This is a genomic window from Pseudomonas sp. B21-040, from assembly GCF_024748695.1.
Taxonomy (GTDB): Bacteria; Pseudomonadota; Gammaproteobacteria; order Pseudomonadales; family Pseudomonadaceae; genus Aquipseudomonas.
On sequence record NZ_CP087176.1, the window covers coordinates 6,458,357 to 6,471,192 of the forward strand.

Here is a 12,836-nt window from a genome sequence, read left to right on the forward strand (position 1 = left end):
CCCATGCTCGATATCAAGAACCTGCTGGTGCGTCGTGGTGACGGCGCGCTGGCCCACCACGTGCGCCTGCCGCACTTGCAGGTTGGCGCCGGAGAAATCCTCGCCATCACCGGCGAGAGTGGCAGCGGCAAAAGTACATTGCTCGAAGCCATCGGCCTGTTGCTCGCGCCTGTCGAACTCGAGCGCTTTCGTCTGGGCCCGACGTCAGCGGCACCGGCTCAAGACATCGCTCAACTGCTCGCCAGCGACGACCAGCCCGCCCTGGCGGCGGTGCGTTCACGGCATTTGGGATTCATTTTGCAGAGCGGCGGCTTGCTGCCGTTCCTCAGCGTGCGTGACAACATCAGCCTGCCGCGCCGTTTGCTCGGGATGTCGGCGAAGAGCGAGCACATCGACCACGCTGTTGACGTGTTGCGCCTGAGCGGGTTGCTGGATAAACAACCGCAGGCATTGTCGATCGGCGAACGCCAGCGCGTTGCCTGCGTTCGGGCCATTGCCCATGAACCGGTGCTGCTGCTGGCCGACGAACCGACCGCCGCGCTCGACCCCCACAGCGCCCGGCGTTTGTTCGAGTTGCTGCTGAGCCTGGTGTCGAACATGGGCTTGAGTGCACTGGTGGTGTCCCATGATTGGGCCTTGCTGAAGTCTTTCGGCTTGCCGCGACTGGGTGCTGTCAGCCGTCAGGGAGAGACACTGTTTGAACCCATGGATTAATCAAGTGCGCCTGTTGGGCTCATTGGCGCTGCAAGACCTCTGGCACGACCGCAAGGTCTCGCTGTGCATCGCCGCCTCCCTGGTGGCGGTGATCGCGCCGTTGTTGCTGCTGTTTGGTCTCAAGCACGGGGTGGTCAGCCAGTTGCAGGACGAACTGCTGCGCGACCCGCGCAACCTTGAAGTGAAGATGCTCAGCAACGGCAACTACGACAGCGCCTGGATCGAGCGTTTGCGCCAGCTCCCCGAGACCGGCTTTGCCCTCGGCCAGACGCGCTCGCTCAATACCCAGGCTGATTTGCTGATGGGCATGCAACGCTTTGTCGAAGGTGCGGAAATCATTGCCACCGAACCGGGCGACCCGCAACTGAACCTCGCGTCGCTCAACCCGGTCGGCAATCAAGTGATCCTCAGCGCCAGCGCCGCGCAACGCTTGCAGGCCAAGGTCGGCGACAGTGTGCAACTGCGGGCGCTGCGCCGCCTGGAAGGTGTCAATGAACGCGGCGAGATAACACTGACGGTGCTCGCCGTGCTCGACGGTGCACGTTTCGGTCGCGCCGCCGGGTTTGTCGCCCCGCCGTTGCTGTTGAACCTGGAGCGCTTTCGCGATGGCTATGAGGTCAGTGCGTTCGGCGTTGCCACCGGCAAGCCTCTGGACAACCTGCAACCGCTGTATGCCCGTGCCCGGGTGTATGCGCGCGACATCGATCAAGTGGCGCCACTGGAGCGCTGGCTCAACGAACAACACATCGAAACGTCGAGCCGACTGGCCGACATCGACAACGTCAAAGCCATCAACCATGTGCTGGGGCTGATTTTCGGGGTTATCGCCATGGCGGCGCTGATTGGCTGTGTGGCGTCGATGGTCGGCGCGTTCCTGGCCAACATCGACCGCAAGCGCAAAAGCCTCGCGGTGCTGCGCCTGCTGGGTTTCAAACGCAGGGCCGTCGGTGGTTTCGTGGTCGTGCAAGCGCTGTTGCTGAGCCTGGCCGGTTACGTGGGCGGGTTGGGCTTCTATGCCGTTGGCAGTCATTTGTTCGACTATTTGCTCGGCAGCAGCCAGGCCACCGGCACTTTCGTGTGCCACATTACGGTCTGGCATGGCCTTGGCGCCCTGCTCCTGACCATTCTGGTCGCTGCGCTGGTGGCCGTGATCGGCGCCCTGCGAGCCATCAACATCCAACCTGCGGAGAGTCTGCGTGAGCTATAAACGTTTTGGCTTGCTATTGCCCCTGAGCCTTGGCTATCTGCTCGACGCCTCGGCTGCGGGCTGGGAAGAGAAGTATTACAACCCGATGCCGGACGCCGCCGACGTGGTGCTGCCGATGCCCTGCGAAGGCTCGATGGTCTTTCGCAAGGTGTTCATTCCGGTGGCAGGGCCGCTCGATGACTACCCGATCAACATCGGTCAGGACGGCGCGGAATATGGCTACGTCGAACAGACGCGGCCGACGTTCATCGCCGGCAGTTTTACCGGCGCCAAGAACGACAAGTCCCGCTACTACCTGATGGCCAAGTACGAGATGAGTCAGTTGCAATACGCCGCACTGACCGAAGAAACCTGCCCGACGGCTGCGACCAAGATGCGCTTGCCGCAAGTGGCGGTGAGCTGGGTGCAAGCCATCGAAGCCGCCGACAAATACAACCTGTGGCTGCGCAAGAACGCCGCCGACAAGTTGCCCAAGGAAGACGGCGCGCTGGGCTTCTTGCGCCTGCCGACTGAAGTCGAGTGGGAGTTCGCCGCACGCGGCGGGCTGGAAGTCGGCGCCGCTGAATTCCGCGACACGCACTACCCGATGCCCGAAGGGATCAACGCCTACGAGTGGTTCGCCGGGGCGCAATCGTCCAACGGCAAGCTGCAATTGTCTGGCCTGCAAAAGCCCAATCCGCTGGGCCTGCATGACATGCTCGGCAACGTCGACGAAATGATGTTCGAACCGTTTCGCCTGAACAAACTCGACCGCCAGCACGGTCAGGCAGGCGGCTACGTGGTCCGTGGCGGCAACTACCTGACCGCGCAAGCCGACCTGCGTACTGCGTTGCGCAAGGAGGAGCCGTATTACAATGCCGATGGCCAGGTGAAAAACAAAACCACCGGCCTGCGACTGGTACTGGTCTCGCCGACCCTGACCTCCCGCGAGCGCGTCGCCAGCATTGAAAACAGCTGGAAGAAACTTGGCACCGGCAGCAAAGAAACCGAGTCTGCCGACAAAGGCACCGTTCAATCCTTGAACAGCCTGGCCTCGGGCGTCGAAGACAAAGCCCTCAAGGAAAAGCTCCAGGCCCTGGAAAACCAGTTGCGCGCCAGCAACCAGCAACAGGAAGAAACCCGCGACCAGGCGATCCGCGCCAGCCTGAACCTGGGCGCGTTCCTGTGCACCAAGATGCTCGACGACGGCCAGTACGTGGACTTCCTGCAAAAGAACTACAAGCTCAATTGCGAAGCTGCGGAAAAGGACGCGAGCTGCGACATGCGCAAAGGCAAGCTCGAGGAGCAGAAGGATCGCCTGCACAAACTCAGCCGTTACTACGCCAGCAGCCTGGTGGAATCGGCGACCTTGTACGGCCAGCCACTGCTTGAAAAACAGGTTCCGGTGATGGAAGAAATCATCACCCGCAACAAACAGCTGCAAGACCTCAAACCGTACTTGCGCACCCACTGGGCCAATCAGAAGGCGTTCCTGCAAAAGCAGAAGATCGACACTGAGGCCTGGCTGACCAGCTGCAAAACCGTCACTCAATAACAACACGTCAACACCGTCATCTAGGAGTTTCACCATGTCGCGCAGCCTTTGGACTCGCTTCAAGCTACAGATCGCTTTCGTACTGGCCGGCAGCCTGCTGCTGACCGGTTGCGCCAACACCGGCAGCTCCATGCTCGGCGAAAGCGGCGGCGGCACCGACCCGCGCCTGACTCAGGGCAATGATGCAGAGTTCTTCAGCAAGTCCGGTTACCAGGCCTGCGCCGTCGGCGCCGGTGTCGGCATCCTCACCTGCGCGCTGTCCAACAGCAGCAACAAAGCCGTGTGCGCCATCGCTGCCGGCATTACCGCGTGTGGCGTGGCCATGGGCGCGAACTACTATCTGGATCAGCGTCGCAGCGAATACGCCGACACCACCACCCGCCTGGCGAAGATGAACAGCGACGTCGAACAAGACACCCAGAACGTGATCGCCCGTACTGCGACCGCTCAGCAAGTGATCAACGATGACGAGGCGCGCATCGCCCAGATCAAAAAAGACATCGCCAACAAGAAAGTCGACAAGACCAAGGCCCAGACGCAAATCGCCGAAATCGATTCGAACATCGCCCGCCTGCGTAAAGACCTCGGCAACATGCGCACCAAAGTCACCGAGTACACCAAAGTAGCCGATGCCGAACGCGCACAAGGCGCACAAGGTGCCGAGATCAAGCAAGTGGACATGAACATTGCGAAAATGAACCAGAAAGTCACGGCCCTGCAGAAGGAAGTCGACGGTCTGTACAGCCAACGCTCCGCGATCACCCTGGGCTAAGCACATGACACTACGACAGCTGGCGGTCCTTACCGCCGTCCTGGCCCTGAGCGGTTGCGCGACGAAGCCCGGCGAATGCGATTCGACCAATCGCGACAGCAGCATGCTGACCAAGATGAACTGCGACTACTCCGGTGGTTACAGCGATCAGGTCAAGCAGAAGGAACTGGCCCTGAGCGAGTCCCGCCAGCAAAACGCAATGTTCCATCAGGTGTACGCGGACATTCAGGCGCAGCAACTGAGCACTAAAGCCGATCTGGCGAGCCAGCAGAAATCCCAGGCAGCGTTGAATCAGTCTTTGAGTCAGTTGCTAAGCTCGCTCAAGGCTCGGCGTGGCAACGAAAGCAGTGTGCAGAAGCAGATTGCCAGCATCGAGCAGCAACTCAAGGCCTCGCAAGCGGCGCCAACGACCAAAGCCACTCCAGCATCGCTGGCGGCCAAGCAGGAACAACTGAAGGCGTTGCAGAAGAAGGTCAATCAGCTGCAATTCAGCCTCGGTTACGAAGAGTAATGTTCACCCCGCAGGCATCTCCTGGATGCCTGCACTTTTTCAGGAATCGTCGTCATGCAGCGGGTCATCAGGGATGCGCAAGCCACACCGGAGGGGATGAGTGCGCTGCAAGCCAAAGTCGCCCTCATCCAGAAACACTTTCCGCCGACCGTCGCCAGTCTCTTCGCCATCCCGCGAATGGGCAGTGGTGACGTGCTGGAATGGTGGACCGAACTGGGTGGGCAACCCACGCCCTACGCCGACCTCAACGAGGACGCGCAACGACGTTTGCTGGAAACCTATGAAGTGCGTCAGACGTCCCTGGGACAGCTGGCGGACGAACTGCAAAAACGCGGTCAGCCCACGGTAGCGGATGACCTGCGCAGCCTGCTCGGCACGCCTGAGCTGGACAAACTCTACAGCCTCAACGGTGAGCCGTTGGTGGTGCGCTGGAACCAGCGTCCGCCAAAACCGATCGTACCGCCGGTTGTTCCGGTGGCGCCGATCGTACCGCCGTCACGGCGTGGCTGGTGGATTGCGGCAGCCCTGCTCGCGCTGCTGTTGCTGCTTCTGGCGCTGTGGCTCTGGTGGTTCCTGCACCGTGAACCGGTCGTCGTGGCTCCGCCGGTAGCGCCTGTTGCGCCAGTGGTAACGCCGGTGGAAAAACCGGTCGAGCCTGTTCCCGAGCCTGTTGTGGAACCGGAGCCTGCTCCAGAACCAGAACCCGCGCCAAAACCAGTGCCACCACCCAAGCCGGTCCCACCACCAAAACCGGTAGTGGCCGCGCCGCCGCCACCACCGCCGCCACCGCCGCCACCGCCGCCACCTCCGGCCCCGACGCTGGATAACTTCGCCTGTCGCAAAAAAGCGCCTGACGCCAAGATCCCGCAATTCGTGGTGGTGCTCGACACCTCAGGCTCGATGGATTTGAACATCAAGTCCGTGAAAGCCGACGAAGACTGGTTCTTCGGCAATGAGCTGAACAAGTACCTGGACGTGAACCGCACCCAACAGATCTTCGCCAAGCCGAGCCGCATGGACGTCGCCAAGGACTCGTTGGCCGGCATGATCAACGGGCTGGACCCGAAGATCGACACGCGCCTGATCACCTTCGCCGGTTGTGAAAGAACACCGGACCAGGGCGTGTTCAGATTTGGCGATCGCCCGCGGCTGATCAATGGGATTCGAGGCCTGGTTCCCAACGACGGTACACCGCTGGCTGACAGCCTGGCCTACGCGGCCAGCACCGTTGACGGGCGCAATAACGATGCCGTGATCGTGATGTTCGTCGACGGTGAAGACGGCTGCCAGAAAGACGCCTGCGCCGTGTCGCGCCGAATCGCCAAGGAACAACCGCGACTGCGGGTCAACGTGGTGAAAATCGGCGCCGGTGGCCCGTCGCGCTGCATCGCCGAAAACACTGGTGGCCGGGTTTACAACAGCACCAATGCGTCTGAATTGGCCAATCAGTTGAAACAGGCAAGCAAGGAAGTATCTAGCAATGCAAAGTGCGACTAGCCGGGGATAGATCCTGAATTGAGGTGACCCCATCGCGAGCAAGCTCGCTCCCACACTGGATATGTGATCGACACATAACCCTGTAGGAGCGAGCCTGCTCGCGAAAGCTATTTCAGAGGCGCCTCAACGAAACCGGTCAACCTCTTGGCGCAAGTCCGCCGCGAGCTTCTCCAGCTCCTTGGCCGTCACCGCCAGGTTGGACACCACTTCGCGCTGCTCACTGTTGGCCAGCGCAATGCTTTGCAGGTTGCTGCTGAGCAACGTTGCGGTGCTGCTTTGCTCCTGGGTCGCGGTGGTAATCGCCGCAAACTGCTGACCGGCCGAACGGCTCTGCTCGTCGATTCGCGCCAAGGCCGAAGCCACGTTGGCGTTACGCGACAAACCTTCCTGCATCAACACATTGCCCTGCTCCATGGTGCTGATGGCGTTGCCGGTTTCCTGCTGGATGCTGCTGATCATCCCGGAAATTTCGTCAGTGGCCTGACGAGTACGCGAAGCCAGGTTGCGCACCTCATCGGCAACCACCGCAAAACCACGGCCCTGTTCACCGGCGCGGGCCGCTTCGATGGCGGCGTTCAGTGCCAGCAGGTTGGTCTGTTCGGCAATCGAGGTGATCACCCCGACGATGCCGCCGATTTCCTGAGAGCGCTGACCGAGGGTGTTGATCACCGTCGCGGTGCTGTTCAGCGCGCTGGCGATTTGCTCCAGCGACGAGGACGCTTCGTCCATCGACGTCCGACCGATCTGAGTTTGTTGTGCGTTTTCCTGGGCCAGACGCTGAGTGTTGCCCATGTTGTCGGCAATGTTCAGGGACGTGGCGCTGAACTCTTCCACGGCGCCGGCCATGCTGGTGATTTCGCCGGACTGTTGCTCCATCCCTTCATAAGCGCCACCGGACAGGCCGGACAATGCCTGGGCACGGCTATTGACCTCCTGCGAGGCTTTGCGGATGTGCTCGACCATGGTCGACAGGGCCTGGCTCATCTGGTTGAACGCGCGGGCCAGTTGACCGATCTCATCGTTGCTCGACACGTTCAGCCGCACGCTCAAATCACCGGCGCCCAAGGCTTCGGCCTGGCGCACCAGATCGCTCAGCGGCGCGAGTTTGCTGCGTAACAGCCAGACGGCTGAACCGACCGCGATCAACATCGCCAGCAGACTGCCGATGGCCAATTGAATGCCGACACTCCAGGTCACCGCACTGATTTCGGCTTTTGGCATGTTCGCCACCACCGACCATGGCCCGCCGTCGAACGGCACCGCCACGCTGTAGAAGTCTTCCGACTTGTCGCTCCAGAAATCACCCTTGCCCGGTGTTTTCGCCAGGTCGACGATGGCCGAAATGGCTTGATCCGGTGCCTGCACGCCCGCCGGCGGCACCAGCCATTTGTTTTGTTCATCCAGCAGCGCCAGCGAACCGGTCTGGCCGATACGGAAGCGCTTGAGGTTGGCGAACTGGGCGTTCTGCGCGTCGGTGTAATCGAACCCTACGAACAGCACGGCAATCACCTTGCCGCTGCTGTCGCGTACGGGGGTGTATTGCGTCATGTAGGAACGCTCGAAGAGCAGCGCGCGACCCACATAGCTCTGCCCCGCCATCAAACGCGCATAAGCCGGGTGGGCGTGGTCAAGCAGCGTGCCGATGGCGCGGTTGCCGTCCTGTTTGGTCAGGGAGGTGCTGACCCGAATGAAGTCTTCGCCACTGCGCACGAACAACGTGGCCACACCGGCGGTCATTTGCTTGAACTCGTCGACTTCCTTGAAGTTGTTGTTCAACACTTCGCTGCCCAGGTGCAGCCCCGGGGTCTGCACACCGGCCACCGTCACCGGCTCATCCGGGTGCAGGCTCAGGCCGGAGCTGAAGCGCTTCTCGAACAGGCCGCTCAGACGCTGGGTGCTTTCGCGCAAAGTACCGTGGAAGGTACTCAACTGATCGGCCAGCAAACGGGCTTCACTGGCCAGGTGCTCTTCGCGGGTGGCGAGGTTAGCAGTGTCCAGCGAACGCAGGGCGAACACGGTACTGCCAGTGATGACAATCGCCAGAATCACGGCAAGCGCGAGGCCAAGCTGTGAGGCAATCCGGGCACGGGGTTGAGACATGACAACTCCTGGCCGAGCGCCCTGCCCCCTGTTTGATCGGGCTGCACACTCAGCAAAATTTTTCTAATAATGGGAACAGCGCTGGACCTGCACGAAGGTTCCATTTGCAGAATTTCGGCGGCGATTCTGAATACTTGAGTAAATAGCCGGGATATGGCGCAAGGCCTCTATCACGCCAGCTCTATCGATTCAGCTCAAACGCTGCACATCCGGTAATTCCATCGCCCGGACTTCACCCAACAGAAAATCGCTGAGCCGGCGCAAACGATCACCTCCGGGGCGGGTTTTCGGCCAGACAAGGTAATAATTCTCACCACTGGCAACGGCGGTCGGCCACGGCAAACTCAGACGCCCCTGCGCGACATCCTCCGCCACCATCAGCAAATCCCCCATGGACACGCCGTAGCCCCGCGCGGCGGCAATCATGCCCAGCTCCAATGTGTCGAACACCTGCCCGCCCTTGAGCGAGACCTGATCGGTCAGGCCCATGCGGTCCAGCCAACTGCGCCAGTCGCGACGATCCGGCGTCGGGTGCAGCAGTTCGGTGCTGGCCAGGCGTGCAACGTCCCACGGCTGATCGTTCAGAAGATTCGGCGCGCCCACCGGAATCAGCTCCTCCGGGAACAGCAGCGTCGCTTCCCAGTCCGGCGGGAAATGCCCGTTGCTGAGGATCACGGCGCAGTCGAACGGTTCCTGATTGAAGTCCACCGAGTCGATGTCCATCCAGGCACTGGTCAGTTGCACTTCATTGCCCGGCTGCAGGTGCCGAAAGCGGCTGAGCCGCGCCAGCAGCCAGCGCATGGTCAATGTCGAAGGGGCTTTCATGCGCAGGATGTCGTCTTCGGCGCGCAAGGTATTGCAAGCGCGTTCCAGGGCGGAGAAACCGTCACGAATGCCCGGCAAAATCAGGCGCGCCGACTCGGTCAACTGCAGGTTGCGTCCACTACGGTGAAACAGCCGACAGGCAAAATGCTCTTCGAGTGTACGAATGTGTCGGCTGACGGCACTCTGGGTGATCGACAATTCTTCGGCGGCGCGAGTAAACGAGCTATGCCGAGCCGCCGCTTCAAATGCGCGCAAGGCATATAAGGGAGGAAGACGACGAGACATGCGGAAAGCTCCTATAGCGCAATCCGCTTACCCTAGCAGAATCTCCGTTGCATGAGTATGACTCATGCTACCCATCCTTTTTATCCCTTTGTGCAAACCCCTTGAAGCGCCGAGAATCGACCCTTTCCAGTTCACTTTGATAATCGAGCGTGATGACCATGAAGCATCCAGCGCGTATTGAACTCGGGGCCATCCTGCGGCTGGCGGGGCCGCTGATTGCCTCGCAGTTGGCGCACATGCTGATGGTCCTCACCGACACCTTGATGATGGCGCGCCTGAGTCCCGAGGCATTGGCCGGTGGCAGTCTGGGGGCAGCGAGCTATTCGTTCGTGTCGATTTTCTGCATCGGCGTGATTGCCGCCGTCGGCACCCTGGTGGCGATTCGTCAGGGCGCAGGCGACATCATCGGCGCTGCGCGGCTGACCCAGGCCGGAATGTGGCTGGCGTGGTTGATGGCACTGGTGGCCGGGCTGCTGCTGTGGAATCTCAAACCTGTGCTGTTGCTGTTTGGCCAGACCGAGTCCAACGTCCACGCGGCCGGGCAGTTTCTGCTGATCCTGCCGTTCGCCCTGCCCGGTTACCTGAGCTTCATGGCCCTGCGCGGTTTCACCAGCGCCATTGGCCGGGCGACGCCGGTCATGGTGATCAGCCTCGGCGGTACGGTGGCGAACTTCCTGCTCAACTACGCCTTGATCACCGGCATGTTCGGCCTGCCGAAACTCGGGCTGATGGGTATCGGGCTGGTGACAGCGATTGTTGCCAACCTGATGGCCGTGGCGCTGGCGGTGCACATCCGCCGGCACCCGGCGTATGACGCCTACCCCTTGCGCCAGGGCCTGTCGCGACCTAACCGTCGGTATTTGAAGGAGCTGTGGCGCCTCGGCCTGCCGATTGGCGGCACATATGCGGTGGAGGTCGGGCTGTTTGCGTTCGCCGCGCTGTGCATGGGCACCATGGGCAGCACGCAGTTGGCGGCGCACCAGATCGCCCTGCAGATCGTGTCGGTCGCGTTCATGATTCCGGCCGGGATTTCCTACGCGATCACCATGCGCATCGGCCAACACTACGGCGCCGGGCAGTTACTGGATGCGCGGCTGGCGGGCCGGGTCGGGATTGCTTTCGGCGCGGCTGCGATGCTCGGTTTCGCCATGGTCTTCTGGTTCCTGCCGAACCAGTTGGTCGGCCTGTTCCTGGACCAGAACGACCCGGCCTTTCGCGACGTTATCAACCTGGCTGTGAGCCTGCTGGCGGTGGCGGCCTGGTTTGAGCTGTTCGACGGCACACAGACCATCGCCATGGGCTGCATACGCGGGCTCAAGGACGCCAAGACCACATTCCTGGTCGGGTTGGGCTGTTACTGGCTGATTGGCGCACCCGCCGCGTGGTGGATGGCCTTCCATGTGCACTGGGGGCCGACGGGCGTCTGGTGGGGGCTGGCGCTGGGGCTGGCGTTTGCGGCGGTCAGCCTGACGCTGGCGTTCGAGTGGAAGATGAAGCGGATGATTCGGCAGGAGCCGTCGTCACACCAGCGTTTCGAAATCCCTCAGCCAGACTGAGATCCCTGTAGGAGCATGGCTTGCCCGCGAGGAACGATAACGCGGTGTGCCTGCAAGACCGTGTCGCCTGCATCGCGGGCAAGCCTTGCTCCTACAGGATCCTCACTAGTTCACGACTTCCAGCACTGGCTGCTGATCGCTGGCTGACGTCAAATACTCAACCAGCTCCGCCAACGGCAGTGGCTTGCTGATCAGGTAGCCCTGCACCTGATCGCAGCCAAAACCGCGCAACAGATCCAGCTGTTCCGGTGTTTCCACCCCTTCGGCAACCACCTCGAGATTGAGGTTGTGCGCCAGGTTGATCATCGCGTGGACCAGTTTGCGATTCTCCTCACGTTCTTCCATGCCGCCGACAAAGCTCTTGTCGACCTTCAGCAACGCGATCGGCAGGCTGTTGAGGTGCACGAAGGACGAGAACCCGGTGCCGAAGTCATCCAGCGAGAAGCGCACGCCCAGCCGCCCGAGGGCGTCCATGGTTTGCTTGACCAGATCGCTGCGACGCATCACCGCGGTTTCCGTCAGTTCGAATTCAAGCCACTGCGCTTCGACACCACGCTCGGCAATCAACCGGCTCAACGTGGACAGCAATTGGCTGTCCTGAAACTGCCGGAACGACAGGTTGATCGCCATGTGCAACGCCGGCAGCCCCTGCTCACGCAAGGCCTGCATGTCGCGCAGGGCCCGGGAAATCACCCAGTAACCGAGCGGCACGATCAAACCGCTTTGCTCGGCCAGCGGTACGAATTCGCTCGGTGGCAACAAACCGCGCTCGGCGTGCCGCCAGCGCACCAGGGCTTCAAGGCCGACGATCTGGCCGTCATCCAGGTTCAGGCGGGGTTGGTAGTGCAGTTCCAGTTCGTCACGGCGCAAAGCCCGGCGCAACTCGCTTTCGAGATCGGCCATGCTGCGGGCGTTGCGGTTGATGCGTTCGTTGAAGATGTGAAAGGTGCAGCCTTGCGTGCTCTTGGCTTGCTGCATGGCGATGTGCGCGTGCCACATCAGCGGGTCGGCGCCGGCCTGGACCCGGGCGTGGGCAATGCCCAGGCTGGACCCGATCAACAGGCTTTCGCCGTCGACCCAGTAAGGTTCTGCCAGTGCTTCGGTGATGCGCTCGGCCATCCATTCGGCGCGCTGAGGTGCACGGCGGGTGTCGATCAGCAGGGCGAATTCGTCACTGCCCAGGCGCGCCAGTTGGTCGCCGGCCTCAAGTTGGCTTTTGAGCCGAGCGACCACTTGCAGAATCAATCGGTCGCCGGCCTGGTGGCCGAGGGCATCGTTGGCGTGACGGAAGTTGTCGAGGTCCAGGTGACCGAGGGCCAGGCCCCGGCCGTCGTTTTCTGCGAGGCGCGCTGCCAGCAGGGTCTGAAAACCCTGGCGATTGGCGATGCCGGTCAACGGGTCTTGCTCGGCCAGACGCTGCAAGGTGTTTTCCAGCAAGCCACGCTCGCGCACATGCCGCAGGCAACGGCGCAGCATGCCGGCATCGAGCAGGTCACGCACCAGCCAGTCACTCACGCTGTCGGGCGTCGTCACTGGCTCGTGCTCGAGCAACAACACCGTCGGCAAGCTGCAACGACCCGGTAGCGGCTGAAGTGCAGGAACAGTCAACAACACCGCGTTACGGTTGTCATCGAACAAACTGCTGACCGACTCCCAGCTCGGCGCGCTGATGAGCACGGCCGAGCTCCCCATCGGAGCCAGACACTCGCGCAACAACGCTGCCCACGCTGGCTCTTCGGCCAGTAACAGCAAACGCAAGGGTTCGACAGGCGTAGACAAGCTAGCTCCCTAGACTCTGCAAAGATGTAGGCGGCGGGCATTATGCCGCGCGGGTA

General features: G+C 61.6%; 10 protein-coding genes. 7 read left to right on the forward strand and 3 right to left on the reverse strand.

Annotated features, from left to right (window positions below):
- Positions 1 to 3 precede the first annotated feature (3 nt).
- From LOY55_RS29670 to LOY55_RS29695, 6 genes are read left to right on the forward strand one after another with little or no spacing between them, the layout of a single operon-like run.
- Entirely contained in the window at positions 4 to 714 is a 711-nt protein-coding gene (locus LOY55_RS29670; RefSeq protein ID WP_046030639.1) for an ABC transporter ATP-binding protein, read from the forward strand.
- Entirely contained in the window at positions 698 to 1,921 is a 1,224-nt protein-coding gene (locus tag LOY55_RS29675) for an ABC transporter permease (protein WP_223523029.1), read from the forward strand. The genes LOY55_RS29670 and LOY55_RS29675 overlap by 17 nt, the downstream gene beginning before the upstream one ends.
- Entirely contained in the window at positions 1,911 to 3,455 is a 1,545-nt protein-coding gene (locus tag LOY55_RS29680; protein WP_109785725.1) for an SUMF1/EgtB/PvdO family nonheme iron enzyme, read from the forward strand. Before LOY55_RS29675 ends, LOY55_RS29680 begins: the two co-directional genes overlap by 11 nt.
- A gap of 34 nt (positions 3,456 to 3,489) precedes the next feature.
- The gene (locus tag LOY55_RS29685; RefSeq protein WP_109785726.1) at positions 3,490 to 4,227 is read left to right on the forward strand and encodes a hypothetical protein; all 738 of its coding nucleotides are present in this window, start codon (positions 3,490 to 3,492) and stop codon (positions 4,225 to 4,227) included.
- A gap of 4 nt (positions 4,228 to 4,231) precedes the next feature.
- Positions 4,232 to 4,738 (forward strand): hypothetical protein, encoded by a 507-nt coding sequence (locus LOY55_RS29690; RefSeq protein ID WP_046030645.1) that lies wholly within the window; start codon positions 4,232 to 4,234, stop codon positions 4,736 to 4,738.
- A gap of 54 nt (positions 4,739 to 4,792) precedes the next feature.
- On the forward strand, positions 4,793 to 6,235 hold the full coding sequence (locus LOY55_RS29695) for a VWA domain-containing protein (RefSeq protein ID WP_258667265.1): 1,443 nt from the start codon (positions 4,793 to 4,795) through the stop codon (positions 6,233 to 6,235).
- A 123-nt stretch (positions 6,236 to 6,358) separates the two neighbouring features.
- On the opposite strand, the gene LOY55_RS29700 is transcribed toward LOY55_RS29695, so the two are convergent.
- Both LOY55_RS29700 and LOY55_RS29705 read right to left on the reverse strand, forming a co-directional pair.
- Positions 6,359 to 8,335: a methyl-accepting chemotaxis protein gene (locus tag LOY55_RS29700; RefSeq protein WP_223523033.1), complete on the reverse strand. Its 1,977-nt coding sequence runs from the start codon at positions 8,333 to 8,335 to the stop codon at positions 6,359 to 6,361.
- Between the two features lie 189 nt (positions 8,336 to 8,524).
- Positions 8,525 to 9,445 (reverse strand): LysR substrate-binding domain-containing protein, encoded by a 921-nt coding sequence (locus LOY55_RS29705; RefSeq protein ID WP_046030648.1) that lies wholly within the window; start codon positions 9,443 to 9,445, stop codon positions 8,525 to 8,527.
- Between the two features lie 158 nt (positions 9,446 to 9,603).
- Here LOY55_RS29705 and LOY55_RS29710 point away from each other — a divergent pair, with 158 nt between their 5' ends.
- Positions 9,604 to 11,001 carry a NorM family multidrug efflux MATE transporter gene (locus tag LOY55_RS29710; protein WP_046031106.1) on the forward strand — a complete coding sequence of 466 codons (1,398 nt, stop codon included), beginning with the start codon at positions 9,604 to 9,606 and terminating at the stop codon, positions 10,999 to 11,001.
- Between the two features lie 105 nt (positions 11,002 to 11,106).
- On the opposite strand, the gene LOY55_RS29715 is transcribed toward LOY55_RS29710, so the two are convergent.
- Complete coding sequence (locus LOY55_RS29715; RefSeq protein WP_046030649.1) at positions 11,107 to 12,780, reverse strand: bifunctional diguanylate cyclase/phosphodiesterase; 1,674 nt, start codon at positions 12,778 to 12,780, stop codon at positions 11,107 to 11,109.
- Positions 12,781 to 12,836 lie beyond the last annotated feature (56 nt).